The 26655-nt window shown below is 65.1% G+C and carries 27 protein-coding genes; 15 read left to right on the forward strand and 12 right to left on the reverse strand.

Features of this window, described 5'->3' with window-relative positions:
- The first annotated feature begins 317 nt into the window (after positions 1–317).
- Positions 318–1103: a secretin N-terminal domain-containing protein gene (locus DKK67_RS19160; protein WP_111498125.1), complete on the forward strand. Its 786-nt coding sequence runs from the start codon at positions 318–320 to the stop codon at positions 1101–1103.
- Between the two features lie 16 nt (positions 1104–1119).
- Here DKK67_RS19160 and DKK67_RS19165 read toward each other — a convergent pair whose 3' ends face one another.
- Entirely contained in the window at positions 1120–1623 is a 504-nt protein-coding gene (locus tag DKK67_RS19165) for a DnaJ domain-containing protein (protein ID WP_111498126.1), read from the reverse strand.
- A gap of 98 nt (positions 1624–1721) precedes the next feature.
- On the opposite strand from DKK67_RS19165, the gene DKK67_RS19170 reads away from it, so the two are divergent.
- The 5 genes from DKK67_RS19170 to DKK67_RS19190 all read left to right on the forward strand — a co-directional run bounded on the left by DKK67_RS19170 (position 1722) and on the right by DKK67_RS19190 (position 7133).
- Entirely contained in the window at positions 1722–2594 is an 873-nt protein-coding gene (locus DKK67_RS19170; RefSeq protein ID WP_111498127.1) for a prephenate dehydratase, read from the forward strand.
- A 2-nt stretch (positions 2595–2596) separates the two neighbouring features.
- Complete coding sequence (locus DKK67_RS19175; protein ID WP_111498128.1) at positions 2597–2926, forward strand: DUF3301 domain-containing protein; 330 nt, start codon at positions 2597–2599, stop codon at positions 2924–2926.
- A gap of 108 nt (positions 2927–3034) precedes the next feature.
- The gene (locus DKK67_RS19180) at positions 3035–4705 is read left to right on the forward strand and encodes an acetolactate synthase large subunit (RefSeq protein ID WP_111498129.1); all 1671 of its coding nucleotides are present in this window, start codon (positions 3035–3037) and stop codon (positions 4703–4705) included.
- A gap of 194 nt (positions 4706–4899) precedes the next feature.
- Positions 4900–6195, forward strand: a complete 1296-nt coding sequence (locus tag DKK67_RS19185) for a pyridoxal phosphate-dependent aminotransferase (protein ID WP_111498130.1) — start codon at positions 4900–4902, stop codon at positions 6193–6195.
- 137 nt (positions 6196–6332) lie between these two features.
- On the forward strand, positions 6333–7133 hold the full coding sequence (locus DKK67_RS19190; RefSeq protein ID WP_111498131.1) for an inositol monophosphatase family protein: 801 nt from the start codon (positions 6333–6335) through the stop codon (positions 7131–7133).
- On the opposite strand, the gene DKK67_RS19195 is transcribed toward DKK67_RS19190, so the two are convergent.
- From DKK67_RS19195 to DKK67_RS19240, 10 genes are all read right to left on the reverse strand, one after another.
- Positions 7116–7964, reverse strand: coding sequence for a substrate-binding periplasmic protein (locus tag DKK67_RS19195; protein ID WP_228160711.1), 849 nt, complete (start codon positions 7962–7964; stop codon positions 7116–7118). The two genes, DKK67_RS19190 and DKK67_RS19195, sit on opposite strands and share 18 nt — an antisense overlap.
- A 154-nt stretch (positions 7965–8118) precedes the next feature.
- A complete protein-coding gene (slmA, locus tag DKK67_RS19200; protein ID WP_111498133.1) occupies positions 8119–8721 on the reverse strand; it encodes a nucleoid occlusion factor SlmA in 603 nt (200 codons plus the stop codon).
- 170 nt (positions 8722–8891) lie between these two features.
- On the reverse strand, positions 8892–9686 hold the full coding sequence (locus tag DKK67_RS19205; RefSeq protein WP_111498134.1) for a thiazole synthase: 795 nt from the start codon (positions 9684–9686) through the stop codon (positions 8892–8894).
- Positions 9687–9763: 77 nt separating this feature from the next.
- Positions 9764–9964: a sulfur carrier protein ThiS gene (gene thiS / locus DKK67_RS19210; protein WP_111498135.1), complete on the reverse strand. Its 201-nt coding sequence runs from the start codon at positions 9962–9964 to the stop codon at positions 9764–9766.
- Positions 9942–10370, reverse strand: coding sequence for a DUF423 domain-containing protein (locus tag DKK67_RS19215; protein ID WP_407657887.1), 429 nt, complete (start codon positions 10368–10370; stop codon positions 9942–9944). The genes thiS and DKK67_RS19215 overlap by 23 nt, the downstream gene beginning before the upstream one ends.
- Complete coding sequence (locus DKK67_RS19220; RefSeq protein ID WP_111498136.1) at positions 10360–11160, reverse strand: symmetrical bis(5'-nucleosyl)-tetraphosphatase; 801 nt, start codon at positions 11158–11160, stop codon at positions 10360–10362. The genes DKK67_RS19215 and DKK67_RS19220 overlap by 11 nt, the downstream gene beginning before the upstream one ends.
- A 62-nt stretch (positions 11161–11222) precedes the next feature.
- A complete protein-coding gene (rsmA, locus tag DKK67_RS19225; RefSeq protein WP_111498137.1) occupies positions 11223–12014 on the reverse strand; it encodes a 16S rRNA (adenine(1518)-N(6)/adenine(1519)-N(6))-dimethyltransferase RsmA in 792 nt (263 codons plus the stop codon).
- Positions 12007–13008, reverse strand: a complete 1002-nt coding sequence (pdxA, locus tag DKK67_RS19230; RefSeq protein ID WP_111498138.1) for a 4-hydroxythreonine-4-phosphate dehydrogenase PdxA — start codon at positions 13006–13008, stop codon at positions 12007–12009. Before pdxA ends, rsmA begins: the two co-directional genes overlap by 8 nt.
- The gene (locus tag DKK67_RS19235) at positions 13005–14339 is read right to left on the reverse strand and encodes a peptidylprolyl isomerase (protein WP_111498139.1); all 1335 of its coding nucleotides are present in this window, start codon (positions 14337–14339) and stop codon (positions 13005–13007) included. The genes pdxA and DKK67_RS19235 overlap by 4 nt, the downstream gene beginning before the upstream one ends.
- Before the next feature lie 32 nt (positions 14340–14371).
- Positions 14372–16756, reverse strand: coding sequence for an LPS-assembly protein LptD (locus DKK67_RS19240; protein WP_407657888.1), 2385 nt, complete (start codon positions 16754–16756; stop codon positions 14372–14374).
- A gap of 209 nt (positions 16757–16965) precedes the next feature.
- Between DKK67_RS19240 and DKK67_RS19245 the strand changes: the two genes are divergently transcribed.
- From DKK67_RS19245 to DKK67_RS19255, 3 genes are read left to right on the forward strand one after another with little or no spacing between them, the layout of a single operon-like run.
- The gene (locus tag DKK67_RS19245; protein WP_111498141.1) at positions 16966–17979 is read left to right on the forward strand and encodes an aminoglycoside phosphotransferase family protein; all 1014 of its coding nucleotides are present in this window, start codon (positions 16966–16968) and stop codon (positions 17977–17979) included.
- Positions 17980–17981: 2 nt separating this feature from the next.
- Positions 17982–18686 carry an N-acetylmuramate alpha-1-phosphate uridylyltransferase MurU gene (gene murU, locus DKK67_RS19250; protein ID WP_111498142.1) on the forward strand — a complete coding sequence of 235 codons (705 nt, stop codon included), beginning with the start codon at positions 17982–17984 and terminating at the stop codon, positions 18684–18686.
- The gene (locus DKK67_RS19255; protein ID WP_111498143.1) at positions 18683–19444 is read left to right on the forward strand and encodes a DnaJ domain-containing protein; all 762 of its coding nucleotides are present in this window, start codon (positions 18683–18685) and stop codon (positions 19442–19444) included. Before murU ends, DKK67_RS19255 begins: the two co-directional genes overlap by 4 nt.
- 26 nt (positions 19445–19470) lie before the next feature.
- Here the strand turns inward: DKK67_RS19255 and DKK67_RS19260 are convergent, their stop codons facing one another.
- Positions 19471–20538, reverse strand: a complete 1068-nt coding sequence (locus DKK67_RS19260; protein WP_111498144.1) for a DUF3530 family protein — start codon at positions 20536–20538, stop codon at positions 19471–19473.
- A gap of 131 nt (positions 20539–20669) precedes the next feature.
- On the opposite strand from DKK67_RS19260, the gene rpe reads away from it, so the two are divergent.
- The 6 genes from rpe to trpC all read left to right on the forward strand — a co-directional run bounded on the left by rpe (position 20670) and on the right by trpC (position 26297).
- On the forward strand, positions 20670–21341 hold the full coding sequence (gene rpe, locus DKK67_RS19265) for a ribulose-phosphate 3-epimerase (RefSeq protein WP_111498145.1): 672 nt from the start codon (positions 20670–20672) through the stop codon (positions 21339–21341).
- 2 nt (positions 21342–21343) lie between these two features.
- Positions 21344–22027, forward strand: a complete 684-nt coding sequence (locus DKK67_RS19270; RefSeq protein WP_228160712.1) for a phosphoglycolate phosphatase — start codon at positions 21344–21346, stop codon at positions 22025–22027.
- Between the two features lie 273 nt (positions 22028–22300).
- On the forward strand, positions 22301–23788 hold the full coding sequence (gene trpE / locus DKK67_RS19275; RefSeq protein ID WP_111498147.1) for an anthranilate synthase component I: 1488 nt from the start codon (positions 22301–22303) through the stop codon (positions 23786–23788).
- 10 nt (positions 23789–23798) lie between these two features.
- Positions 23799–24404, forward strand: a complete 606-nt coding sequence (locus tag DKK67_RS19280; RefSeq protein WP_111498165.1) for an aminodeoxychorismate/anthranilate synthase component II — start codon at positions 23799–23801, stop codon at positions 24402–24404.
- 31 nt (positions 24405–24435) lie between these two features.
- A complete protein-coding gene (gene trpD / locus DKK67_RS19285) occupies positions 24436–25464 on the forward strand; it encodes an anthranilate phosphoribosyltransferase (RefSeq protein WP_111498148.1) in 1029 nt (342 codons plus the stop codon).
- Between the two features lie 20 nt (positions 25465–25484).
- Positions 25485–26297, forward strand: a complete 813-nt coding sequence (gene trpC, locus DKK67_RS19290; protein ID WP_111498149.1) for an indole-3-glycerol phosphate synthase TrpC — start codon at positions 25485–25487, stop codon at positions 26295–26297.
- Positions 26298–26655 lie beyond the last annotated feature (358 nt).

Consider the following 26655-nt stretch of genomic DNA (forward strand, 5'->3'; position numbering starts at 1 on the left):
GGTTGTGTCCTTTCACGTCCTTTCAGTCCGAAATGAAAAAGCCCCGATGGCTGGCTGCCGATCGGGGCTTTTCAAGTCCGGTGGCAGCCTGGGTTTCCGCCGGGCCGCCTTCTGAATCTGTGAAGGTTTTCTACGCGTGGCCCGACCTCTGGCTAAAATAAAAGCCATAGGCAAACCACCAAAAGTACACGGACGCCACAACGCCCGCCGGGTTACCAGCAGCCGCTACAGAGTGAAATTGACAGGCGTCACGTGAAGTCATCATGCTCAGCATCATAGCGCACTCTGATCACATTGCAACCACCGGAGATTCATGGATGTTCAAAGACGGCGTGTTCACCCGCGGGCTCGTCACCCTGCTGCTTCTGCTCATGACCCACGCGGCGCTGGCCGCTCCTCAACTGCGGACCTTTTCGCTGAACAACCGGCCGGCCGATGACATCGCCGCCCAGTTGCGCCAGCTCTATCCCCAGGACCAGCTCAACGTCACCGCCCAGGGCCAGAACCTGGCGGTCCGCGCCGAGCCCCAGGTGCTCAACGAGATCGAACAGCTGATCGGCACCATGGATGTGGCGCCGGTGCAGCTGCGGATTACCGTACGCAGTGGCCAGGGCCGCAGCGGCCAGCGCCAGGGCGGTGGCGTATCCATCAATAACGGCAACGTGTCGGTGCAGGCCGAGAACAAGGTCATCACCACTCGGCGCAACCAGGAGCAGACCCTGGTGGTGCAGGATGGCCAGTCGGCCCACATCAAGTCCGGCCAGGTGCGGGCGCTGCCGGTCGCCGTGCAGGGCGGGTTTAACCCGGCGGTACTGCTCGATCAGGTGGATATCAGCAGTGGCTTCGTTATCACACCGCAGGTGATCTCACGCCAGCAGATCCAGCTGCAGATCATGGCGTTCGACAATACGCCCCAGGGCGACCTGCCCGCCGGTTACGAAACCGAAGGCGTCGTGACCATGCGCCGTGTTGCCCCGGGGGACTGGTTCGAGCTGGGCAGCACGCAAACCCGCCAGGGCGGGAACCAGTCGGGCATTACCTATGAGGTGGGCGGCAGCAGCCAGCGCTCCCAGCACTTCGAGGTGAAGGTCGAAGTGATGTGAATGCAGATGATGTGAGTCAGGCCTGGCGGTCCAGCAGGACCGCCTTGGCTTCATTGATCTGGGCCGCGAGGAAATCGTTGCCGCCCCGATCCGGATGCACTTTCTGAATCAGGCGGCGGTGGGCGGCAATGACATCGTCCCGCGAGGCCGACGCCTCCAGCCCCAGGATCTCCCGCGCCTGTTCCACACTCATCCGCCCGCTGCCGGGGCGCGCCCCGGTTCCACCGGCCTGCTGCTGGCCCTGATTCGCCCCGCCCTTGTAATCCCGGTACAGCCGGTTCGCCAGCGGCAGGTATTTCAGCAGGGCCGGTAGTTTGCGCAGGAACGGCAGCAGCGCGCCCACCGCCGCCACCAGCACGTGGATCCGCCCGGTCAGCAACAGCAGGAGCATCAACAGCACGAAGCCACCGGCCAGGCCCCGGAACAGGTAGGCCTTGCGTTTCTCCTCCGGCAGGTCGCCCCAGTGGCGCAGCATATAGAACGCCAATACCGTCAGGCCAATTCCCAGGATCCAGTGCATGCTGTGTCAGACTCCCGAAACCGTTCAAAACCAGTATGATGGGCGGAGGATACCAGCTTTGCTAAGCTGGCCCGGCCTTACCGGATCAGGATACCGCCATGAGCCACGATTTACCCGCCGACGCCGCCATCGCCTTCCAGGGGCACCGCGGTGCCTATTCGCACCTGGCCTGCCAGAAAGTCTTTCCGGACCAGCCGGTGCAGCCCTGCCCCAGTTTCCTCGACGCCATGCGCGCGGTCGAGACCGGCCAGGCCGCCCGCGCCATGATCCCGCTGGAAAATTCCACCGCCGGCCGCGTGGAAGAGATCTACCGGCTGATTCCCAAACTCAAACTGCACCTGGTGGGCGAGCACTTCGAACCGGTCAACCACTGCCTGATGGGGCTGCCCGGCGCCCGCGCCGAGGACATCAAAACCGTGTCCTCCCATCCCCAGGCGCTGGCCCAGTGCGCCCGCCACATCGATGAGGCCGGCATGCACGCCGAAGCCATGCTCGATACCGCCGGCGCCGCGCTGTTGGTGAGCGAGGGCAACGACCGCTCGCGGGGCGCCATCGCCTCGAGCCTGGCGGCGGAGCTGTATGGGCTGGAAATCCTCGACGACCAGTTCCAGGACGTACGGGGCAACACCACCCGCTTCATCATCCTGTCCGGCACCGAGATCCAGCCGGCGTTCGATCCGCAGAAGGCCTACATCACCTCCATCGTGTTCCGGGTGCGCAACATTCCGGCGGCGTTGTACAAGGCCCTGGGTGGCTTCGCGACCAACGGCGTCAACATGGTGAAGCTGGAAAGTTACATCCTCGGGTCACAACTCAGCGCCAGCCAGTTCCATGTGGACATCGAGGGCCACGTGGACCAGCGCCCGCTGCAGCTGGCCATCGAGGAACTGGGCTTCTTCGCCGAGGACCTGCGCATCCTGGGCACCTACGAGGCCCACCCGTTCCGCGCCAGCCGACAGTTCCGGGACTGACCGTGACCCTGTTCGACCTGACCCTGCTGTTCCTGTTCGGGTTTCTGGCCTGGTACTGGTGGCGCGCCAAGGAGATCAAGGACCTGGTGCTCGACGCCGCACGTCGCTACTGCAAGCGCATGGACGTGACCCTGCTCGACGACGCGGTCTACCTGCGCGGTCTCTGGTTCAAGCGCGATCCGGAAGGCCGCATCCGGGTGTGGCGGCGTTTCCTGTTCGAGTTCACCGCCACCGGGGAGGAGCGCTATACCGGCCGCGCCATCCTGCTGGGCAAGCGCATCGAGCACCTGCAGCTGGACGCCCACCGCATGCCGCCCAGCGACCTCCACTGACGGCGATCACCCGCGCCCCTGACAATCCGGTAACGCCGCCCGCTTGCCTGAGGGTAAGGCCATCGCTCATAGTGAATGGCCCCACCATTTGCGACACAGGGAGCCAGCATGACCGGACACGCACCCATCAAGGGCTCGGATCTTTTCGTTAAGGCACTGGAAGAGGAAAAGGTGGAGTACATCTTCGCCGTACCCGGGGAAGAAAACCTGGACCTGCTGGAATCAATCCGCAACTCCAGCATTCGCCTGATTCTCAATCGCCACGAGCAGGCCGCCGGTTTCATGGCCGCCACCTATGGCCGCCTCACCGGACGCGTGGGGGTCTGCCTGTCGACGCTCGGACCCGGCGCCACCAACCTGGTCACCGCCGCCGCCTACGCCCAGCTTGGCGCCATGCCCATGCTGATGATTTCCGGCCAGAAGCCCATCAAGTCGTCGAAGCAGGGGCTGTTCCAGATCCTCGATGTGGTGGACCTGATGCGGCCGCTGACCAAGTACACCCGCCAGATCACCAACGCCAACACCATACCGGCCAAGCTGCGCGAGGCGGTGCGCCTGGCCACCGAGGAGCGCCCGGGCGCCGTCCACCTGGAGCTGCCCGAGGACATCGCGGCGGAACACGCCGAGCCGGACACCCACATTTTCAGCCCCAGCGATGCCCGCCGCCCCACCGCCAGCAGCAAGAGTCTGCAACAGGCCTGTGACCTGATCCGCAAGGCGCGTCATCCGCTGATCATGATCGGCGCCGGCGCCAACCGGAAGCGGATCTCCAAAGCGTTGATCCACCTGGTCGAGGCCACCGGCATTCCCTTTTTCACCACCCAGATGGGCAAGGGCGTGGTGGACGAACGCCACCCGCGCTACCTGGGCAACGCGGCCCTGTCCGACGGCGACTTCGTGCACTGCGCCATCGACCACGCCGATCTGGTGGTCAACGTCGGTCACGACGTGGTGGAGAAGCCTCCGTTCTTCATGCATCCCGGCGGCAAGCAGGTCATCCACGTGAACTTCAGCCCGGCGGACGTGGACCCGGTCTACTTTCCGCAGCACGAAGTCGTGGGCGACATCGCCAACAGCGTGGAGTGGCTGGCCGAGCACTGCGGCGCCTGCGAGCACCACGACTTCGCCGAATTCATGCGGGTCAAGCAGTCGGTGGAAAACCACCTGGAAGAACGGGTCGATTCGGACGCCTTCCCGGTGCTGCCCCAGCGCATTGTCGCCGACGTGCGTCAGGTCATGCCCGACGACGGCATCATTGCCCTGGACAACGGCATGTACAAGATCTGGTTCGCCCGCAACTACAAGGCCTACGACAACAACACCGTGCTGCTGGATAACGCCCTGGCCTCCATGGGCGCCGGCCTGCCCAGCGCCATGGCCGCCGCCATGCTCTACCCGGACAAGAAAATCATGGCGATCTGCGGCGACGGCGGCTTCATGATGAACAGCCAGGAGATGGAAACGGCGGTGCGCCTGAACCTCAACATCGTGGTGTTGCTGATCAACGACAGCGCCTACGGCATGATCAAGTGGAAACAGGCACAGGACGGCTTTGAATCGTTCGGCCTGGATTACGGCAACCCGGATTTCGTCCGCTACGCCGAATCCTATGGCGCCACCGGCCATCGTATCGAGAGCGCCGACGAGTTAGCGCCCACCCTCGCCAAAGCCCTTGATAAAGGCGGCGTCCACTTGGTGGATGTGCCGGTGGATTACAGCGAGAACGAGCGTGTCTTCAATCAGGAACTGAAGGCGCTCACCTGCGACCGGACCGACTAATCTGGTTGCGGTTTATATTTCGGCAATCACCTATGCGGTAATGGCTTCATCCGCGGTGGCGATTTTCTATACTGGTTCTGGAACCGCTGAACAGGCACCGGCGTCCCTCGATGGACGCTGCGTGCCACAGCAGGCCGTCTCGGTGCCTGTTTGGAGATTCCTTCGGAATCACGCCCCACACAAAGACCGGAGCCATGGACATACAAACCGACCACCGCTATGCCATCAACCTGAACGTTCGCGGTATTCAGCCGTCCGCCACCCTGCGCATCAACGAACTGAGCAACCACCTGCGCCAGCAGGGACGCGACATCATCAAACTGGGCCTGGGCCAGTCGCCGTTCCCGGTGCCCGAGCGGGTCACCGAAGCCCTGCGCGAGCACGCCGCCGAAAAGGACTACCTGCCAGTCAAAGGCCTCAAGGGCCTGCGCGAATCCATCTCCGGCTACATCAACCGAAGCCAGCATGCCCGCTCCACCTGGGAAGACGTCCTCATTGGCCCGGGCTCCAAGGAGCTGCTGTTCATCCTGCAGCTGGCCTATTACGGCGATCTGCTGATCCCTCGCCCGAGCTGGGTATCCTACGCACCCCAGGCACGCATCATCGGCCGCTCGGTGCACTGGCTGCCGACCCACGCCGAGAACAACTGGCAGCTGACCGCCGAGGAGCTGGACATCATCTGCCGCGACGATCCGACCCGGCCACGTATCCTGATCCTCAACTACCCGTCCAACCCGACCGGTTGCACCTACACCGACGAGCAACTGCTGGCCATCGCCAACGTGGCGCGCAAGTACCGCATCATCCTGCTGTCGGATGAAATCTACGGGGAAGTGCATTTCGAGGGCAAGCACAAGTCCATCGCCCGCTACTACCCCGAGGGCACCATCATCAGCACGGGCCTGAGCAAGTGGGCCGGCGCCGGCGGCTGGCGCCTGGGCTGTTTCGTGTTCCCGGAAGAGCTCCGGCCGCTGCAGGACGCCATGGCCATCATCGCCAGCGAGACCTTCACCTCCACCGCCTCGCCCATACAGCACGCCGCCATTACCGCGTTTAACGGCGGCGAGGACATCGACGAGTACCTGAAGCAGTCGCGCCGGGTATTGAAGGTGCTGGGTGAATACCTGCACCGGCGCCTGGAGGCCATGAACATCTGGTGTCAGAAACCCCAGGGCGGTTTTTACCTGTTCCCGGATTTCTGCGAGTACCGGGACGCGCTGGCCGACCACGACATCAAGACCAGCGCCGCGCTGTGCAAGGCCCTGCTCGAGGACACCGGCATCGCCATCCTGCCGGCCAGCGACTTCGGTTTCGTGCCGGACAAGCTGAGTGCGCGCCTGGCGTTCGTCGACTTCGACGGCAGCGAAGCCCTGCGCCTGGCCGGCAACGACTTCGCCGACCGCGACCTGGACGACGCGTTCATCGACCAGGCCTGCCCGCGCCTGATCCTGGCCATGGACAAGCTGGAGCAGTGGCTCAAGGCTCTCTGACGCCGACCGTTTGCGTCGAATCGCCGGCGGGATCGGTCATCCCGGATCCCGCCGGCATTGTGCCTGCCACCCCTGGCAGGCATGCTTGTTCCCACCACGCTATCCCGATAACCGCGCAACTATCGAAGGAAACTCTCGTGTCCCTGTCCGACATTGCCGATTTTGCCGAGCAGATCGCCCGCCAGGCCGGCGAACTGATCGCCCGAGAACGCAGCGAGAACACGCTGCGCACCGACTACAAGGACCAGACCGAACTGGTCACCCACGCTGACGTGATGGCCGACGAGCTTATCGCCAAGGCCATCCGCGAGCGCTTTCCCGACCACCGCATCCTGTCCGAGGAAACCGCGCCAGACCGGAGCCAGGCGGAGAACCTGGACACCCCCCTGTGGATCGTCGACCCGATCGACGGCACCGTGAATTACGCCTACGGCCATCCCCAGGTGGCTGTGTCCATCGCCTACGCCGAACGCGGCCGGGTACGGGTGGGCGTGGTGCACGCGCCCTTCTCCGGCGAGACCTTCCGCGGCATTCTCGGCGACGGCGCTACCCTCAATGGCCAGCCGATTCGTAACAGCGGCGCCGACACCCCGCGCCAAGCGCTGTTCGCCACCGGCTTCCCCTACACCAAGGACGCCCTGGCACCGCTCCTGCGCCGGCTCGACGCCATGATCCACAACTGCCGTGACCTGCGGCGGATCGGCTCAGCGGCGCTGGATATCTGCTGGGTGGCGGCGGGACGCCTGGACGCCTACTACGAGAGCGTCAGTCCCTGGGATTTCGCGGCGGCGCGGGTGATCGCGCTGGAGGCAGGGGCCCGCTGCGGGCACTTCAACACCGTGCCGGAAGGCTATCCGGACGACCTGTGGGGTCAGGATATCCTGATCAGCGCCCCCGCCCTGTTCGACGACCTGCAGGCGCTACTGCACAACGCCTGACGGCTCAGCGTCACTCGCCGGCGCGCCGCGCACCGCCCGCTGGTCGGCGTAGATGGGGTTGAGCAGCCGCTCCAGCTCACCGCTGTCACGCATGGCGCGCAGTTCGCGGTCAAAGACCGTCATCAGCTGCTTGCCCCGCTCGCCCTGGCGCCCGAACAGCAGGTGCAGGGATTCCCGGTGCAGGGGACGCGGATCGTGGGTAATGCCGTGCCACTGGGACTCCGGCAGGTTGGCGCGGATCATCCCGTAGCCAACCGCCCGGTCCTGCGGATAGAGATCGATGCGGCCGCGCAGCAGCAGACGCAGGTTGGCCGCATCGTCGGCAATGCGCTTGACGGCGATGGTGCCGCGCTGTTCAGCCCGCTCGAAGGAGCCTCCGTAGAAGTAGCCCAAGGTGGCGCCAATGGTCTGGTCGGCCAGATCCGCCATGGAATCCCAGTCCAGAGACTCACCGTCGCGGTGGAAGAAGACCTGCTCGCCGCTGACAATGGGCAGGCTGCAGCGGTACTTCCGGGCCCGCTCCGTGGAGCAGTAGTAGGGCATCATCGCGTCCTGCTCGCCGGTGGCCACGAACTGGGCGTTGCGGGTCCAGGGAAAAACGCGGTAGCGGACCTCGTAGCCGGCCCGCGCAAAGGCGGTGCGAATGACATGGCCCAGGGGCCCGAAATCCGGCTTGGCGGAGTCGACATAGGGTTGCCAGTCCCCGGTGGCGATGCGCACGATGCGATCGGCCGGCATCCCGCTGTCTTCAGCGTCGACCGTCGTCGCCACCAGCATCATGCCGGCGACGATCGCCAGAATCCTTGCACACGTCTGGAATAATCCGGACATCCTGATCCTTTGCAGCGCTCGCCTCCTCCCTTGACCGGGACCCAATCGGGTGGCCGTCGCCCGGTCGCAACCGGTTTCCTGTCTTCGACCACCCCGTTCAGTGTAGCGGCTTCACCAGGATCTGCGCCCGTAAAGACGACGAGGATGCCCTGGATCAGGCCGGCTCAGCGACGCGCCAGATGCCCTGCTGGGTGGCATTCCAGAATTCGTCGAAGTGGGCATCCGGACGATGACTGAAGGACGAGCGGGTAAAGCGCTGGATGCGGCCTTCAATCAGGGTGATGTACCACTCTGCCGTACGGGCGGAACTGGTGGCCGGGCGCAAACCCTGGCGGATCTCGCCTTCCTTGATCACCTGGCGGGCCTGGGTTTCCAGGCGCTCGAAGAACTGGGAGGCACGCTGGCGCAGGGCCGAGTCCTCGCCCACCAGGGCATCGCCGGTCAGTACGCGGCACAGCCCCGGATTACGCTGGGCGAACACCAGTACCAGTTGGGCCAGATTACGCAGCCGCGCCTGGGCGTCTTCTTCATCCTGCAGGATGCGTTGGCAGCGGGAGAAGACCGTCTCTTCCACGAAGTCGATCAGGGCCTCGAACATCTTTTTCTTGCTGGGGAAGTGCCGGTACAGGGCGGCCTCGGTGACCCCCACCGAGCGCGCCAGCGCCGCAGTGGTTATCCGTGCATCGGGGTCGGTTTCCAGCATCTCGGCCAGAGTCTGCAGGATCCGCTCGCGGCGGCTCGGTGTTTTGTCTGTCATTCGGTAATTCCAGCTCCGAAAGATTATTGGGTCGTCTTTCAGGGGTCAGCGCTGAGCCCCGTTGTTATCGCTCTTTTCAGCGTTTGTCGTGATGGCCGCTCTTCGGCGACTTGTCCTCTTCATTAAAGAGCGGGGCCCGAAGGCCCCGCACGTGAAAAGGATTAAGATTATCAGAAAAAGGTGCCGTCGATCGGTGACGACGCGCTGGCGTAGGCCTTGCGCGGCATGCGGCCGGCCAGGTAGGCCTCACGGCCGGATTCGATGGCCAGCTTCATGGCGCGGGCCATGCGGATCGGGTCGCCGGCCTGGGCGATGGCGGTGTTCATCAGCACGCCGTCGCAGCCCAGCTCCATGGCAATGGTGGCGTCCGAAGCGGTGCCCACGCCGGCGTCCACCAGGATCGGCACCTCGGCGTTTTCCACGATCATGCGGATGTTGTAGCGATTCTGGATGCCCAGCCCCGACCCGATCGGTGCGCCCAGCGGCATCACGGCGACGCAGCCCATCTCTTCTAGGCGCTTGGCCAGCAGCGGGTCGTCGCTGGTATACACCATCACGTCGAAACCGTCCTTGATCAGGGTCTCGGCGGCCTCCAGGGTTTCGGGCATGTTCGGATAGAGGGTCTTCTCTTCCCCCAGCACTTCCAGCTTGACCAGGTTGTGGCCGTCGAGCAGCTCCCGCGCCAGGCGGCAGGTCCGCACCGCATCCTTGGCGCTGTAGCAACCCGCGGTGTTGGGCAGGATCGTGTAGCGCTCCGGCGATACCGCATCCAGCAGGTTGGGCTCGTCCGGATTCTGGCCGATGTTGGTGCGGCGCACGGCCACGGTCACCATTTCCGCGCCGCTGGCTTCGATGGCCTGGCCGGTCTGTTCCAGGTCACGGTACTTCCCGGTGCCCACCAGCAGGCGCGAGGTGTAGGTTTGTCCGGCAATAACCAGTGGTTTGTCCTGTTTCGGCTCGGTCATAGTTCAGTCCTGATAACGGCGGACGCAGCCGCCGGTCGATGAATACACAGTCAATGGATTGCTCCGGGCGCGCCGGCTCAGCCCCCGCCGATGGCGTGGACCACCTCCACCCGGTCGCCAGCCTGCAGCCGGTGTTCGCCGTGGAGGCTGCGCGGGACGATGTCCTCGTTCACCTCCACCGCCAGCCGCTTGCCGGTCAGCTTGAGTTCGTCGATCAGTGTGGCCACGGTGGCGTTGTCCGCCAGATCGTGGGATTCACCGTTCAGTTGGATCAACACGTTGATCGTCCTCCGGTTGTCGCTTGACGGCCGCGATCATCAGACAGACCCAGCCGATCATGAAACACAGGCCTCCGATCGGAGTGACCGGGCCCAGGGTCGTCCACTGCAGCAGCACCAGCCCGTACAGGCTGCCGCTGAACAGCACGATGCCCAGCACAAAGAAACCGCCGGCGAGGGTCAGCCAGCGCCGGCCCAGGCCCGCCAGCCCCAGCAGGGCCACGGCTAAAAGCCCCAGGGCGTGGTACATCTGGTAGGTGACGCCGGTCTGGAAGACCTCCAGGCTGCGGGGCGTCACCGACTGGCGCAGGCCATGCGCGCCAAAGGCTCCGGCCATAACCCCGGTCAGCGCGGCGAGAGCGCCCAACAACAGGGCCCAGCGCAGGATCCGGCGCTCAGCAGTCACAGTGGATGCGCTCCCCGCTGTCCAGGTTCATCAGCGTGAGCTGCCCGCCCCACACGCAGCCGGTGTCCAGGGCGATGTAGCGGTCGATGCCGGTGCGCCCTTCCAGTGCCGCCCAGTGGCCGAAGATCACCCGGGTCCGGTCATCCCGCGGGAACCGGAACCAGGGCAGGAAGCCGTCCGGTCCGTTGGCGGCGGCATCCTTGGTCAGCAGATCCAGGCGGCCGTCCTCGGCGATAAAGCGCATGCGGGTGAAGTAGTTGGTGATCACCCGCCAGCGGTCCATGCCGGTCAGCCCGTCCGACCAGCCGGCCGGCTCATTGCCGTACATCTCGCGGAAATAACCGGCGGGGTCGGGGCTCTGCAACACCGACTCCAGCTCCCGGGCGTAATCCATGGCCTCGGGCACCGTCCAGATGTGAGGCAACCCGGCGTGGCTCATGAACACATCGCGACGCTCGTCATAGACCGCCAGGTTCTGGCGCCGCAGCCAGTCGGTCAGATAGACGGCGTCCTCGGCGTCGAGGATTTCCTGCAACGTGTCCTTGCGCTTGACCGAATGGCCACCCAAGGCCACCGCCAGCAGGTGCAGGTCATGATTGCCCAGCACCACGCGGGCGGAGGGCCCCAGGCTCTCGATGAAACGCAGCGTGGCCAGGGACGACGGCCCCCGGTTGATCAGGTCCCCCGCCACCCAGAGGCAGTCCCGCGATGGTGAAAAATCCACCTTGTCGAGGACGTCGATCAGGCGCTCATAGCAACCCTGGATGTCGCCTACGGCATAGTCGGTCATGATGCGGTTGTATCGGTTCTGGTTCGGTGTTGTCGATTCGGGGTCGGCGATTCCGGCCCGGGTTACTGCCCGGCCAGATGATCGGCAATCCGGACATAATCCTGCAGCGCCAGGTTTTCCGGCCGCAAGCCGTCATCAATCCCCAGTGACTGCAGCTGGTCAGCGCTGACCAACCCGCCCAGCGCCTTGCGCAGCGTCTTGCGCCGGGCATTGAAGGCCGTCCTCACCACCGACTGTAACAGCTTCAGGTCCTGCGTCGGAAACGGCAGCTCCCGGTGCGGCACCAGGCGGACGATGGCCGAATCCACCTTGGGGGCCGGCTTGAACGCGCCCGGCCCGACGTCGAACAGCGGCTGCACCTGGCAGAAATACTGGGCCATGATGCCCAGGCGTCCGTAGTGCCGGTCCCCCGGCACCGCCGCCAGCCGCTGCACCACTTCTTTCTGCAGCATGAAGTGCATGTCCTGCACCACACCGGCCTGCCCCAGCAGGTGGAAGATCAGGGGCGTGGAGATGTTGTACGGCAGGTTGCCGACGATCCGCAGCGGTTTGTCCGCCGCCAGTTCGGCGAAATCAAACTTGAGCGCGTCCGCCTCGTGAATGCGGAACTCCGGGTAATTGAAAAACTTGGTCCGCAGCACCGGAATCAGGTCGCGGTCCAGCTCCACTACCTGCAGCGCCGGATTGACCGACAACAGCTCCTCGGTCAGCGCGCCCAGCCCCGGACCGATCTCGATCATGACGTCGTCAGGGCGGGGATGGATCGCACTGACGATGCGCTCGATCACGCCCGGATCGTGCAGGAAATTCTGGCCGAAGCGTTTGCGGGCCTGATGGCCGGCCGGTTTAGACATGGTTCTGTTCCCGGCGACAATGCGCCATCTCGATTGCGGTGTTAATGGCGGTGCGCAGGCTGCCCGCATCGGCGGTGCCCTTACCGGCCAGGTCCAGGGCGGTGCCGTGGTCCACGGAGGTGCGGACGATGGGCAGCCCCAGGGTGATGTTGACGGCGTTGCCGAAGCCCTTGAACTTGAGCACCGGCAGGCCCTGATCGTGGTACATGGCCAGCACGGCGTCGGTCTGATTGAGCCAGTGGGGCGTGAACAGGGTGTCCGCCGGCAGCGGACCGGTCAGGGTCATGCCCTCCTGGCGCAGGTCCGCCAGGGTCGGCTCGATCACGTCCAGCTCTTCACGTCCCAGATGACCGCCTTCCCCAGCATGGGGATTAAGGCCGGCCACCAGGATGCGCGGGTCCGGGAGCCCGAAGAATGTCTGCAAATCGCGGTGCAGGATACGCGTCACCTGGCTCAGGCGCTTGGGCGTGATGGCCGCCGCCACGTCCTTGAGCGGCAGGTGGGTGGTGACCAGCGCCACCCGCAGGCCTTCGGTGGCCAACATCATCACCACCCGGTCAACGCCGCACAGGTCCTGCAGGAATTCGGTGTGACCGCTGAAGGCGATACCGGCGTCGTTGATCACGCCCTTGTGCACCGGGGCCGTCACCATGCCATCGAAAGTGCCGTCCAGGCAGCCGCGGGCGGCGGTTTCCAGCGTGGCCAAGACATAGCGGCTGTTGTCGACGTCGAGCCGCCCGGCCTCGCGGCTCTGCAAGCCCGGCACCGTCAGCACTGACAGCTGGCGGGCGCCGGTCGCCGCCGGCTCACCCGGGCGCCAGTCGTGCAGGGAAACGGTCAGCCCCAGGAGCGAGGCACGGCTTTCCAGCAGGGCCCGGTCGGCCACCACCACCAGACCCGCCGACCGCTCGCGCTGGGCGATCTGCAGGCACAGGTCCGGCCCGATGCCGGCGGGCTCGCCAGCGGTCAGGGCCAGGGTCAGCGGCTTGCTCATGATGCGTCCGCACCTCCGTCGTTGCCGGCGCCGGCGGTCTTGATATCGACGTAGGCCTCTTCACGGATCTCGCGCAGCCAGCTCTGCAGCTCCACCTCGTACTTGCGGCGGTAGAGCACCTGGCGCGCCTCGTTCTCTTTCAACTGGTCGCCGATGTCTTTCTGGCGGCGCTCCTGAACCTGCAGGATGTGCCAGCCGAAGCGGGAGCGGAACGGGCCTTTCAGCTGGCCCACCCGGGCGTCGTTCATGGCCTGCTCGAAAGCCGGCACCATCTCACCCGGGCTGACCCAGCCCAGGTTGCCGCCGTCGGAGCCGGAGACGGCGTCATCGGAGAATTCCCGCGCCAGCTCGGCGAAGTCGGCACCGTCTTCCAGTTGCTCGTAGATCTCGTTGATCTTCTCCTGAGCCTGGGCGTCGGTCAGCGCCTCGGACGGCCGAATCAGGATGTGGCGCACTTTCGACTGTTCGATCACCTTGCCGGTGTCGCCACCGCGCTTGTCCAGCACCGTCACGATGTGGAAACCACTGCCGCTTTGCAGCACCTGGGACGGCTCACCCACGGCCAGCTCCGGGGCCACGTCTACCACCAGCGAGGGCAGCTGGTTCTCGGTACGCCAGCCCAGCACGCCCCCCTCCAGGGCGTTGGCACCGTCGGATTCGGCCACCGCCACCTGCTGGAAGTCCTTGCCGTCGGCGATCTCCTGGCGCAGTGCTTCCGCCTTGGCGCGGGCCGCGTCGACTTCCGCCTCGTCGTTGAAATCGTCCACCGCGATCAGGATGTGACCCAGCTGGTATTCAACGCCGCTGTTCTCGCGACCGGCCTGGGACTGCAGGAAGTTATCCACCTCGCGCTGGGTTACCCGCACCCGGTTGTCCACCCGGCGCTGCTGGACGCGGCTGATGATCATCTCGCGACGGATCTGCTCGCGCGCCTCGCGGTAGGTCAGGCCCTCGCTGGCCAGAGCGCCCTCGAACTGGGCCAGCGTCATGTTGTTGCGGCGGGCGATGTTCTGCATGGTGTCGTTCAGCTCGTTATCGCTGATGCGCATGCCCATCTTCTCGGCCATCTGCAGCTGGATGGAGTCCAGGATCAACTGGTCCAGCACGCGCTCTTCCAGCACGTTATCCGGCGGCAGCGAGGTGCCCTGCGCGTTGAGGCGGGCCTTGACCGTGCGTACGCGGCTGTCCTGCTCCGATTGCAGGATGACGCCATCGTCGACGATGGCGATCACCCGGTCCAGCGGCTTGCGTTCCGCCATTGCCGTCTGGGCGGCCACCGCGAAAACCAGCAGGGCCATGACACGTGCGCACAGGCGCGGGAATGCCTTCATATTCACCTCAGTAGTCCAGTTTCCGAAGGGTTTCAGTAGGTGCTGGAACCGCTCCGGCCAAAGCGTCGGCTTTCACGCTCGTTGAATCCATAGATCGCATCGGAGACCCGATCGCTGGAGCCACCGCTGCCGCCCAGTCCTTTCAACTGGATCTGGAACAGGATGCGGTTTTCCAGCTCGCTGTCATCCGTCAGGTAATTCTGGCTGACCAACTGCACGCTCCAGCAGCAGTCAGTGTATTCGATGCCCGCCAGGGAGCCGGCCGTGCGATCCTCCTGGGAATCATACAGCCAGCGGCCAATCAGACTGATGTGGTCTGAGACCGGAAAAACCGCGCCGATATCCATCTGCTCCCGATCGCCGCGATCGTAGGTGTGTCCCAGGGTCGCCAGATACTGGTAATCATCGGAGTGGAACACCAGCTGACTGCGGCCTTCTTCGGTCTGACGCTCGCGCGGGTCCCACAGACCGGACACCCGGATGTCCAGGTTCTCCAGCGGGCGCAGAACCGCTTCGCCGGCCAGGGGCGAGTCGCTGCGGGTATCGGCGCCGTCGCCGTCCAGGCTGACCTGGCGTTCGTCGTAGTAGTAGACCTGCCCGATGCTAAAACGGGCCCGCTCGATGCCGGTATCCAGATCGTTGAAACGGGTGGTCACCGCGGCGGTCAGGCGGTTGTTGTCCGCCACCCGGTCACCGCCACTGAAGCGGTTGGGGCTGAACAGGTTGTCGAAGCTGAAGTCCTTCAGGCCGGTGTCGAAGTCCGGGATGTCGCTCTGATCCTCGTACTCCGAGTAGACGTAGTACAGGCGCGGCTCAAGCGTCTGGTTATAGGGAATGTCGAAGAAGGTGTCGCGACGGTCGAAGTAAAGGCCGTTGTCCCACTCGTAGACCGGGATAGAGCGGTCGATACTGCTGTCGCCGTCGACGGTATAGTCTTCCAGTGCGTAGTGCGTATAGTCCAGCGTGACGGACGGCCGCGAATAGCCCCAGATCTTGCGAAAATCGAGCGCCAGCTCCGGACTCAGTCGCACGCGCTGGCCGTTGGCCCGATCGACGCCCGACAGATCGCTGTTGTCCCGATAGAAGTAGGTGTACTGGGATTCCAGGTTGGTTTCCACCACGCCCCACTGGTAATTGGCGTCGTACAGGATCTCCGGCAGCTGCGCGTAGGGCTTGTTGGCGTCGCTGATGTCCTCGTCGATGGTCTGGTAACCGTAGGCGTACGCTTCGAAGTACTGGTTTCTGTCGTTGTACCTAACCCCGGCGCGGCGGGTCAGGTGCGTGGCCTCGTTGATCTCCAGGGTGCGGTTGAGGTCGCTCAGGTAGTCGTCGTCGGAAATCACCGAGTAGTCAGCGTAGCCGCTCCAGCCGCTGCCAAAACGCGCCCGGCTGGTGAAGTCCAGCCCCCAGCGACTGCCGTCCTCACCGGGGTTTTCGTCCACGTAGTCTTCGTCGTCGTTGATGTAGCCCAGCTGCAGCACGGATTCGCCGTACTCGCTCAGGTAGCGACCTTCCACTTCATTGAACAGACCGCGGCCATGGATGTACTGGGGCGTGAGCGTGGCGTCGTAATTGGGCGCCAGGTTCAGGTAATAGGGCACGGACATGAACAGCCCGCTGCCGGTGTTGGCGGTGCCGAACGCCGGGTAGAGGAAGCCGGTCTTGCGGCGGTCGTCGATGGGAAACGAGGCGTAGGGCCAGTAGAACACCGGGATATCCTGCACTTCCAGGCGCACGTGGGTGGCGGTACCGAAGCCTTCCGCCCGGTCCAGCTCGATGTCCGACGCCACGATGGCCCAGGCGTTGCTCTGGGGCGAGCAGGTAGTCAGGCGTCCGTCCCGGATCGTGACGATGTTGTCGCTGGGACGGGCCAGGTGCTCGGCCTGACCGCGCATTTCCGATTCATGGATCAGAAACGTCGCCGAGTTGACCTGCATTTCGCCGCTGTTAGCGTCGTAACGGGCCGAGTCGCCGGTCATCAGGAACCCCTGACCGCGGCTGGTCATGGGCCCGTCCAGCGCCATAACCCCGGACGTTTCATCGTAGGTGGCACGGCTGCCCCGGGCCGTAAACGAGCCTTGCTGCAAACGCACGTCGCCGTCGAGCACCAGTTGGGTGTCCATTTCGTAGCGGGCGGAGCGGCCGCTGGCGTTGATCGGCAGCTCCGTATTGCTACCGCCGTTGGTGAACAAAGGCGAGCCGGAATCGCCCAGATCCGGTTGCACGTAACCGCCGTCGCAATAGGCCGGCAGGGTTTCCTGCTGGGCTTCGGGCAGAAGATCCCGCGGACGCCAGTCAATCTCGGCGGCGGTCTGGGCGCCGGCCGGGGCGCTGACGACCGAGGCGGCGAGGACCCCGATCCACACCTGGCCACTGCCAATCCGGTTACGCGTTTTAGTCGAGGGTAGCAATGGCACGATCATTCGGGTCCCGTACTGTCTTGAAGGCCGCCGGTAGTTTACACGCCCCGGACAGGCTTGTTAACGACGCAACCAACGCGCGTCGACGTCCGGGATCAACAGCTTTTGCCGCCACCGGCGCCTTCTGATATTTTCCGTGGGACGGATACTGTGCGCATCGCACGACAATCGTCGGCCCTCTTCCACTCAGAACAGACAACGCTTTCATGGACAGCAGACTTGCAGCACTGACCGCCTGGGTGCGGCGCCAACCGGGGTTCGAACAGACCGAACCGGTGACGGTTTCCGGCGACGCCAGCTTCCGCCGCTATTTCCGGGTCACCGGAGCCCCCGAAGGCACCGCCTGCACGCGGATCGTGATGGATGCGCCTCCGGAAAAGGAGGACACCGGCCCCTTTGTCGCCATCGCCCGGCACTGGCGTAAGCAAGGCGTCAACGTCCCGGCAATCCACGCCGAGGACCCGGAGCAGGGCTTCCTGCTGCTGGACGATTTCGGCGACGCCCTGCTGCTGGACCACCTGACCGACGACAACGCCGAGGACCTGTACGGCATCGCCCTCGACGCCCTGGCCCGCATTCAGGCCACCCGCGAAACGCCGGATTACCCGCTGCCCCCCTACAACGAGGCCCTGCTGGACCGGGAAATGGCCCTGTTCCGGGACTGGCTGCTGGAACGCCACCTGGGCCTGACCCTGAGCGACCAGGAACATTGCCTGCTGGACACCACCTTTGCCCTGCTCAAGGAAGCCGCCCTGGCCCAGCCGGAAGTGCCCGTGCATCGCGACTACCATTCCCGCAACCTGCTGGTGCTGGACGACGACCGCGACCTGGGCATCATCGATTTCCAGGATGCCGTACGCGGCCCGGTCACCTACGACCTGGTGTCGCTGATCAAGGACTGCTACATCCGCTGGCCCGAAGCACGCATCAGTCGCTGGGTCGAGCAGTTCCGCCAACAGACGCTGGCCGCCGGCATCCACCACGCCGACGCCGAAACCTTCCGCCAGTGGGTCGAGCTGATGGGCATGCAACGCCATCTGAAGGCCTCCGGGATCTTCGCACGGCTCTACATCCGCGACGGCAAGCCCGGTTACCTGGCCGACATCCCGCGCACCGTGAATTACCTGCTGGAAGCCAGTGCCCGCCAGCCCGCACTGCGCCACTTCCACGACTGGCTGGGCAACCGGGTCATCCCCCTGCTTGACGATCAGGCGGCTTAATCGTGAGAGCCATGATTCTCGCTGCCGGCAAGGGGGAGCGTATGCGACCGCTCACCCTGGAGACGCCCAAACCCTTGCTCCAGGCCGGCGGCCGCGCCCTGATCGAACACCAGATCGACAAGCTGGCCCGGGCCGGTTTCCGCGAGCTGGTGATCAACCCGTCCTGGTTAGGCGACAAGCTCATCGCGGCCCTGGGGGATGGCGCCCGTTACGGGGTCTCGATCCACTATTCACCCGAACCGGAGCCGCTGGAAACCGCAGGCGGCATCCGCCAGGCGCTGGACACATTGACCGCCGACAATGAGGAATGGTTCCTGGTGGTCAACGGCGACATCTGGAGCGACGTCGATCTCGCCCGCCTGCAGCCCTCGCCCGGCGACCAGGCCGTACTGGTGCTGACCGACAATCCGCCCCAGCATCCGCAGGGCGACTTTCACCTGGATAAAAACGGCCGCGTGCACGATACCGGCCAGGCGAAGCTCACGTTCAGCGGCATCAGCCTGCTGCACCGCAGCCTGTTCGAGAACCTCGCCCCCGGCTTCCGCAAGCTGGCCCCACTGCTGCGCGACGCCATGGCGCAGGGCCGTGTGGCCGGCGTCCATCACCGCGGCGACTGGCAGGACATCGGCACACCGGAACGCCTGGCCCACCTGGACCGCCAGTTGTCGGCCAACGGCGAAGCCCAGGCAGGAGGCGCCCGGCCATGAGCGAACGCACCTCCGGCCTGCAGCAATCCGGTCGCCTGGAGCACAAGTTCTACGAGCTGCTGGAGGAGTTCAACGCCTGCGGCCTGCAGGCCCAGACGCTGTTGCAGCGCACGCGCCTGCCCGGCTGGTGCCGGCGCAGCCTGTTCTATTTTCTGGGCTACGTGGCCAAGGCCGACGGCCGGGTCACGGAGACCGACATCCGCTTTGCCGAAAGCCTGATGAAGGCGCTGCTGCTGTCCGAACGCCATCGCAAGGAAGCCATCGCCCATTTCCACAAAGGCAAGCTGGCCGACCCGCTCGCCAATCAGCGCGGTTTGCGGCTGCGCCTGACACTCGGTTTGTGGCCGGCCCCGGCCATCCAGATCCTGTTCTGCCTGAGCCACGCCGCCCAGCTACATGGACAACCCAGCAAAGCCCGCCGCCATCGCTGCGAGGACGCCATCGACCGACTCGGGTTACCGGTAGAAGCGTTGGACATCGTGATGGAGCACTACGCGCGCAAGCTCTGGATCCGGCGACCCGAACTGCAACCGGCGCCGACCAGTTTCGAATCCGCCTGTAAATTGCTGGGCGTCAGCCGCCAGGCGTCCCTGCAGGAGATGAAGCGCGCCTACCGCCGCCGCGTGTCGGAATGTCACCCGGACAAGCTCGGCCAGGGCCTGAGCGACAAGGAATACGCGCTCGCCAAGGAACGCCTGCACCGCTATCAGTTGGCCTGGGACCTGATCAAGCGCCGCGAGAAGTTTCGCGGCCACTGAGCCGGCGACCATGCGGCTCAATGGCATCAGGGTGCCGGCGGCGACAGGGTTCGCCGCAACCAGCCACTGACCCGCCCCGCCACCAGAGCGGCATCCGCCGAGGCGGGCGGCGATGCCATCGCCAACACCTGCTGCTGATACCCCGGCATCCCGGACCGCTTCAACTGGCCTTTCTGAGCCTTGGGCGCGTCCGACGCCGACGCATTGGACCGCAGGTCCAGCAGACGCAGCCGGGGAGCGCCGCCCACCGCGCCGAGATCGTCGTCGTCCAGCCGGGGCGCCACCCAGACCAGCAACGCAGGCTCCCCAGGGCCGGCTCCAACACCCTGGGCCGCCACACGACTGGCCAGCGCCGCGCCGTGACCGACCCCCACCAGCGCCACCCGCGAGTACCCCTGCCCACGCAGGTGCGTGATGGCCGCTGTCAGTTGGGCCTGGATCTGTTCCCGGTACGCGTTGCGGAGCTGGTCGAGATCGTCCCGGGCCATCACATCGATCATGATCGAATCCTCGTTGGCCTGAGGCTCGCCCTGGGGCTGAGGTTGCGCCGGGTCTGCGGCGTCGGCGTCGCCCTCACCCGCGCCGTCCTGTACCGGGGCGTCACCGGCGGCCACTTCACGCGGCTTGGGCATCTGGTCGAGCCGCAGCAGCTCACGCCGGGCCCTGACCAGCGGATAGGGCGGCGACTCCAGCCCCAGGCTCATGGTCGCCCAACCGGCTTCGGCAAGGGGCTCGCGCAAGGCACCGGCCAACGCCGTATCCGCGCTCTGGCCTTCATCGGCAAGCACCAGTACGGCGCCCTTTGCTTCACTGCCGGACTCCCGCTCCAGCAGCCCCAACACGCGACCGCCTGCACCGGCGTCCAGCCACACCGCCTGCTCCGGCCGCTGGGCAGCCAGCGCCTCCTGGCCCAGTCCAACGGAGACGAAGGGACGCTCAACCGGCTTCTCTGGCGCGCTATCGTCATTCCCGTTCCCTGCCGAGTCGGCCGCGGCGCCCTCCGGTTCGGACTCGGCATCCGGCTCCTGCGCCAGCCCCGACAGAGACCACAGCAGCAGCGCCACCATCAGCCAGACACGGCGTTCCGTCAGCATCGTACGCACAATCACCCTCTTATATCCCCAGCCAAACTGATAAACTGGCCCACCGTTGCCGGGGAGCCGTATTCGCCATCATCGTAACCCTGGCCGCCCGGAAGAACCCAAATTCCCGAGAGAGACCTGTCATGCAGCCCGATCTGATCGCCCCTTCGATCCTGTCTGCCGATTTTGCCCGACTGGGCGAGGAAGTCGATAACGTCCTGGCCGCCGGCGCCGACATCGTGCACTTCGACGTCATGGACAATCACTACGTGCCCAACCTGACCATCGGTCCAATGGTCTGCGAAGCCCTGCGCAAGCACGGCGTGACCGCGCCCATCGACGTGCACCTGATGGTCAGCCCGGTGGACGACCTGATCAGGATGTTCATCGACGCGGGTGCCAGCTACATCACCTTCCACCCGGAAGCGTCCGGCCACATCGACCGCTCCCTGCAACTGATCAAGGACGCGGGCTGCAAGGCGGGCCTGGTGTTCAACCCGGCCACACCGCTGCACTACCTGGACTACGTCATGGACCGACTCGACATGATCCTGCTGATGTCCGTCAATCCGGGCTTCGGCGGCCAGAAGTTCATTCCGGGCACACTCGACAAGCTGCGTGAGGCGCGCCAGCGCATCGATGCCAGCGGCCGCGACATCCGCCTGGAAATCGACGGCGGCGTCAAGGTCGACAACATCCGCGAGATCGCCGCCGCTGGCGCCGACACGTTCGTTGCCGGCTCCGCCATCTTCAACACCGACGACTACCAGGCCACCATCCAGGCCATGCGTGAGCAGATCGCCCTGAGCCGCTGAACATGAAAACACTGTTTCAGGGCCAGTGGCCACGTACCGTTCTGTTCGATCTTGATGGCACGCTGGTGGACAGCGCGCCGGACCTGGCCGCCGCCATCGATTCCATGCTGGAAAGCCTGGGCCGTGACCCGGCCGGCGACGACCGGGTCCGCCAATGGGTGGGCAACGGCGCCGGCGTGCTGGTGCGCCGCGCCCTGGCCGGCCGCTTCGACCACGAAGCCGGCCCGGCCATCGACGACGCCGCGTTCGACGATGCCCAGGAGCGCTTCTTCAACGCCTATACCGGCCTCAACGGCCACATGTCCCGGGTCTACGACGGCGTGGTGCCGTTCCTGATGGCCCTGCGCGAGGCCGGCGCCCGGCTGGCGGTGGTGACCAACAAACCCGGCGCCTTCACCGGCCCGCTGCTGGAAAAGATGGGCCTGGACCACTGGTTCGACACCACCATCAGCGGCGACACCCTGCCGGTGAAAAAGCCGGACCCGGCGCAGCTGCACCTGGCCATTGAGCAATTGGGCGGCGACACGGCCTCCACGCTGATGGTGGGCGACTCCATCAACGACATCCTGGCGGCGCAACGGGCCGGTGTCCCGGTGGCCGCGGTGCGTTATGGCTACAACCACGGCGCCAACATCGACGACGCCGGAGCGGATCGAGTGGTTGATTCGCTCGAAGAGCTTTTGTAACCTCGTTCTAACTTTTGTCGGGCCTGCTTCCAGCAACGGGCCCGCTCCACTCTCACCTTCGGAGCTTTCCTGCCGTGCGGGGACTGAAACTGACTGCAAAATCGCGCAATGTGCTGAGCACGCGTGCGACTCGATGGTGGCGATGGCGCACCGGCTGATCCCCTCAGCCCGGTCGGTGCTCGCGTGAGCATGCCGACCTGAAACCACCCCACGGTGCACCGACTCCGGTCGCCTGTGGCGGTACCCGCAGATCAGATTTCAGGAAACCGATCCATGACGCCCGAACAGTTCACCGAGCTGGCACAGGCCGGCTATAACCGTATTCCCGTCCAGCGCGAAGTCCTCGCCGACCTGGACACGCCGCTGAGCACCTATCTCAAACTGGCGACCGGCCCTTACACCTATCTCTTCGAATCCGTCACCGGCGGCGAAAAATGGGGCCGTTACTCGATCATCGGCCTGCCCTGCCGGGAGCGGCTGGAAGTGCGTGGCAAGGACATCACCCTGTTCCGCGACGACCAGGCCACCGAACGCTTCACCCGCGAGGACCCGCTGGCGTTCGTCGAGGAATACCAGGCCCGCGTGAAAGCACCGGATCTCCCCGATCTGCCGCTCTTCAACGGCGGCCTGGTGGGTTACTTCGGCTACGACACCGTGCGCTACATCGAACCGCGACTGGAAGATTCCTGCCCGCCGGACCACATCGGCACGCCGGACATCCTGTTGATGGTGTCCGATGAAGTGGTCGTGTTCGACAACCTGCGCGGCAAGCTGCACCTGATCGTCCACGCCGATCCGGGCGAAACCGACGCGCTGGCCGCGGCCGAAGCGCGCCTGGACGCCCTCGAAGACCGGCTGCACCACGCCAGCGTCGACGCCCCGGTCACGCCGGACGCCCTGCGCGGCACCCAGGTGGACGAGACCGATTTCGTGTCCGGCTTCAGCGAGGACCGCTTCAAGGACGCGGTCGACACCATCAAGAACTACGTGCTGGACGGCGACGTCATGCAGACGGTGATTTCCCAGCGCATGTCGATTCCCTTCGCCGCGCCGCCGCTGAACCTGTACCGCTCGCTGCGGGTGCTGAACCCGTCGCCGTACATGTACTTCCTCGACCTGGGCGATTTCCACATCGTCGGGTCGTCGCCGGAGATCCTGGCGCGCGTCGAGGACGAGCAGGTGACCGTGCGCCCCATCGCCGGTACCCGCAAGCGCGGCGCCACCGAAGCCGAGGACCGCGCCCTGGAAGCCGAGTTGGTGGCCGATCCCAAGGAGATCGCCGAGCACCTGATGCTGATCGACCTGGGCCGCAACGACGCCGGCCGCGTGTCGGAAACCGGCACCGTGCGCCTGACCGAGAAAATGGCGGTGGAGCGCTACTCCCACGTCATGCACATCGTCTCCAACGTCACCGGCCGCCTGAAACCCGACACCTCCTGCATCGACGTGCTGCGCGCCACCCTGCCCGCCGGCACCCTCAGCGGCGCGCCCAAGATCCGCGCCATGGAGATCATCGACGAGCTGGAGCCGGTCAAGCGCGGCGTCTACGGCGGTGCTGTCGGCTACCTGTCCTGGAACGGTAATATGGACACAGCGATCGCCATCCGCACGGCGGTGATCAAGGACGACACCCTGCACATCCAGGCCGGCGCGGGCATCGTCGCCGATTCAGTGCCGCGTCTCGAATGGAAGGAGACGATGAACAAGGGCCGCGCCATCTTCCGCGCGGTGGGCATGGCACTGAACGAATTTGACCGCTGAGGGCTGCATCATGCTTTTGATGATCGACAACTACGACTCCTTTACCTACAACGTGGTGCAGTACCTCGCCGAGCTGGGTGCCGACGTCCACGTCTACCGCAACGACGAAATCACCGTCGAGCAGATCGAAGCGCTCAATCCGGAGCGTCTGGTGGTGTCGCCGGGGCCCTGTACGCCCAACGAGGCGGGCATTTCCATGGAGGCGATCCGCCACTTCGCCGGCAAGCTGCCGATCCTCGGCATCTGCCTGGGGCACCAGTCCATCGGCCAGGTGTTCGGCGGGCAGGTGATCCGCGCCGGCCAGGTCATGCACGGCAAGACCTCCCCGGTGTTCCACGCCGACAAGGGCGTGTTCCGTGGCCTCAACAACCCGCTGGAAGCCACCCGTTACCACAGCCTGGTGATCGACAAGGACAGCCTGCCGGACTGCCTGGAAGTCACCGCGTGGACCCGCAACCCGGACGGCTCGGTGGAGGAAATCATGGGCGTGCGCCACAAGACGCTGCCGATCGAGGGCGTCCAGTTCCACCCGGAATCCATCATGACCGAGCAGGGCCACGAGCTGCTGCGCAACTTCCTGCGCGAGCCCACCGCAACGCCGACCCAGGCGGCCTGAGCGCCGACGGATAACGACAAGAGAGAGCACCATGGACATCAAAGCTGCACTGAACCGCATCGCTGAGAACCTGGACCTCACCACCGAGGAAATGAAGTCCGTCATGCGCATCGTCATGAACGGCGAGGCCACCGACGCCCAGATCGGCGCCCTGCTGATGGGCCTGCGCATGAAGAGCGAGACCATCGACGAAATCACCGGCGCCACCGAAGTGATGCGCGAGCTGGCCACCAAGGTCACCGTCAACGCCGACTACATGGTGGACATCGTCGGTACCGGCGGCGACGGCGCCAACCTGTTCAACGTGTCCTCGGCCTCATCCTTCGTGGTGGCCGCCGCCGGCGGCACCGTGGCCAAGCACGGCGGCCGCGCGGTGTCCTCCCGCAGCGGCAGCGCCGACCTGCTGGAAAAGGCCGGCATCAACCTGGAGATGACGCCCGAACAGGTGGCCCGCTGCATTGAGCAGATCGGCGTCGGCTTCATGTTCGCGCCGGCGCACCACAGCGCCATGAAGCACGCCGTGGGTCCGCGCAAGGAACTGGGCATGCGCACCCTGTTCAACATCCTCGGCCCCATGACCAACCCGGCCGGCGTCAAACGCCAGGTCATCGGCGTCTTCACTGAGCGGCTGTGTCGCCCCATGGCGGAAGTGCTGCACCGCCTGGGCAGCGAGCACATCATGGTGGTCTGCTCCAAGGACGGCCTTGATGAGATCAGCCTGGCCAACAAGACCCACGTCGCCGAACTGAAAGACGGCGAGATCACCGAGTACGACATCGCCCCGGAAGACTTCGGCATCAAAAGCCAGAGCCTAGTGGGCCTGGGCGTGGACAGCTCCGAAGCCTCGCTGGAGCTGATCAACGCCGCATTCGGCATCGGCCACAGCGAGAACGCCGACAAGGCCCGCGACCTGATCGCCCTCAATGCCGGCGCCGCCATCTACGTGTCCGGCCTCGCCCGTTCCATGCAGGAAGGTGTCGAACTCGCGCTGGACGCCATCGGCAGCGGCCTGGCCAAGGGCAAGATGACCGAGCTGGCCGACTTCTCCCACTGTTTCTGAGATTCTTCCGAGGTTTTGCCATGAGCGCATCCGCCAACGACCGCACCCCCACGATCCTGCGCCGCATCGTCGATCGCAAGTGGGAAGAGATTGAGCAGCGCCAGCGTCGTCAGCCGCTGGCGGACGTGCGCGCCCGGGCGGTGGATACGCCGGCGGCCCGCGGCTTCGCCGACGCCCTGCGTGAGCGCATCGCGCGCCAGACGCCGGCGGTGATCGCCGAGGTGAAGAAAGCCTCGCCCAGCAAGGGCGTGATCCGCGATCCGTTCAAGCCGGGCGCCATCGCCGAGAGCTATGAAGCCGGCGGGGCCGCGTGCCTGTCCGTGCTCACCGATCACGATTTCTTCCAGGGCCACGAAGACTACCTGCAAGAGGCCCGCGCCGCCTGCAACCTGCCGGTGATCCGCAAGGATTTCATGGTAGCGCCCTATCAGGTGTACGAAAGCCGCATGATCGGCGCCGACTGCATCCTGCTCATCGCCGCCTGCCTGACCAAAGACCAGATGCAGGAGCTGGCCGGCATTGCCGGTGAGATTGGCCTGGACGTGCTGGTGGAAGTCCACAACGGCGAGGAAATGGACGAAGCCCTCACCCTGGACACGCCGCTGGTGGGCATCAACAACCGCGATCTGCACACCTTCGACGTCTCTCTGGATACCACCTTCGAGCTGCACAAGCGCATTCCGGACGACCGCCTGACCATCACCGAAAGCGGCATCCTGACCCGCGAGGATGTGGACGCCATGACCGGCCACGGAATCTACGGCTTCCTTGTGGGCGAGTCGTTCATGCGGGCACCGGATCCCGGCGCGAAGCTCAAAGAGCTGTTCTTCTAACGTCTCCGTGACCGCCGGGTCTTCGCCCACCCGGCGGCCGGAATCACGCCGTTGTCATCGGACGATCAGAAACGACCCACGCATTACCCTTCACCGACAGGCCCCACGCCACCGTTCGGCGAGCAATATCTCGCCCAATCAAGCAAGATCTTGCTCGATTTGAGCAACTTGTTGCCCGGCGACCGGTGGGTGAATCGAGTGGAATGGCGTTAGAGATCTGTTTTTATTGGCCTTTCTTTTTCTGGCACAGGACTTGTCTCTCAGAGTGGACCCTTTGCGAAGGGATTCACTTATTCAATCGCCAAGAGGGGTTTTCAAGCGCCACGAACGCAGTAGCTTGACAACCCCTCCATGTCAC

The sequence above is a fragment of the Marinobacter bohaiensis genome (genome assembly GCF_003258515.1).
GTDB lineage: Bacteria > Pseudomonadota > Gammaproteobacteria > Pseudomonadales > Oleiphilaceae > Marinobacter_A > Marinobacter_A bohaiensis.

Excerpts from the sequence above, each read along its gene's own strand:
- trpD (WP_111498148.1), top strand. The coding sequence starts at position 24,436 with ATGGACATCAAAGCTGCACTGAACCGCATCGCTGAGAACCTGGACCTC.
- DKK67_RS19165 (WP_111498126.1), bottom strand. The coding sequence starts at position 1,623 with ATGCACTGGATCCTGGGAATTGGCCTGACGGTATTGGCGTTCTATATG.
- slmA (WP_111498133.1), bottom strand. The coding sequence starts at position 8,721 with ATGACAGACAAAACACCGAGCCGCCGCGAGCGGATCCTGCAGACTCTG.
- rpe (WP_111498145.1), top strand. The coding sequence starts at position 20,670 with ATGCAGCCCGATCTGATCGCCCCTTCGATCCTGTCTGCCGATTTTGCC.
- trpC (WP_111498149.1), top strand. The coding sequence starts at position 25,485 with ATGAGCGCATCCGCCAACGACCGCACCCCCACGATCCTGCGCCGCATC.
- DKK67_RS19280 (WP_111498165.1), top strand. The coding sequence starts at position 23,799 with ATGCTTTTGATGATCGACAACTACGACTCCTTTACCTACAACGTGGTG.
- trpE (WP_111498147.1), top strand. The coding sequence starts at position 22,301 with ATGACGCCCGAACAGTTCACCGAGCTGGCACAGGCCGGCTATAACCGT.
- DKK67_RS19245 (WP_111498141.1), top strand. The coding sequence starts at position 16,966 with ATGGACAGCAGACTTGCAGCACTGACCGCCTGGGTGCGGCGCCAACCG.
- DKK67_RS19255 (WP_111498143.1), top strand. The coding sequence starts at position 18,683 with ATGAGCGAACGCACCTCCGGCCTGCAGCAATCCGGTCGCCTGGAGCAC.
- DKK67_RS19160 (WP_111498125.1), top strand. The coding sequence starts at position 318 with ATGTTCAAAGACGGCGTGTTCACCCGCGGGCTCGTCACCCTGCTGCTT.
- rsmA (WP_111498137.1), bottom strand. The coding sequence starts at position 12,014 with ATGTCTAAACCGGCCGGCCATCAGGCCCGCAAACGCTTCGGCCAGAAT.
- DKK67_RS19260 (WP_111498144.1), bottom strand. The coding sequence starts at position 20,538 with ATGCTGACGGAACGCCGTGTCTGGCTGATGGTGGCGCTGCTGCTGTGG.
- pdxA (WP_111498138.1), bottom strand. The coding sequence starts at position 13,008 with ATGAGCAAGCCGCTGACCCTGGCCCTGACCGCTGGCGAGCCCGCCGGC.
- DKK67_RS19180 (WP_111498129.1), top strand. The coding sequence starts at position 3,035 with ATGACCGGACACGCACCCATCAAGGGCTCGGATCTTTTCGTTAAGGCA.
- DKK67_RS19270 (WP_228160712.1), top strand. The coding sequence starts at position 21,344 with ATGAAAACACTGTTTCAGGGCCAGTGGCCACGTACCGTTCTGTTCGAT.
- DKK67_RS19185 (WP_111498130.1), top strand. The coding sequence starts at position 4,900 with ATGGACATACAAACCGACCACCGCTATGCCATCAACCTGAACGTTCGC.
- DKK67_RS19170 (WP_111498127.1), top strand. The coding sequence starts at position 1,722 with ATGAGCCACGATTTACCCGCCGACGCCGCCATCGCCTTCCAGGGGCAC.
- DKK67_RS19195 (WP_228160711.1), bottom strand. The coding sequence starts at position 7,964 with ATGTCCGGATTATTCCAGACGTGTGCAAGGATTCTGGCGATCGTCGCC.
- DKK67_RS19235 (WP_111498139.1), bottom strand. The coding sequence starts at position 14,339 with ATGAAGGCATTCCCGCGCCTGTGCGCACGTGTCATGGCCCTGCTGGTT.
- DKK67_RS19205 (WP_111498134.1), bottom strand. The coding sequence starts at position 9,686 with ATGACCGAGCCGAAACAGGACAAACCACTGGTTATTGCCGGACAAACC.
- DKK67_RS19220 (WP_111498136.1), bottom strand. The coding sequence starts at position 11,160 with ATGACCGACTATGCCGTAGGCGACATCCAGGGTTGCTATGAGCGCCTG.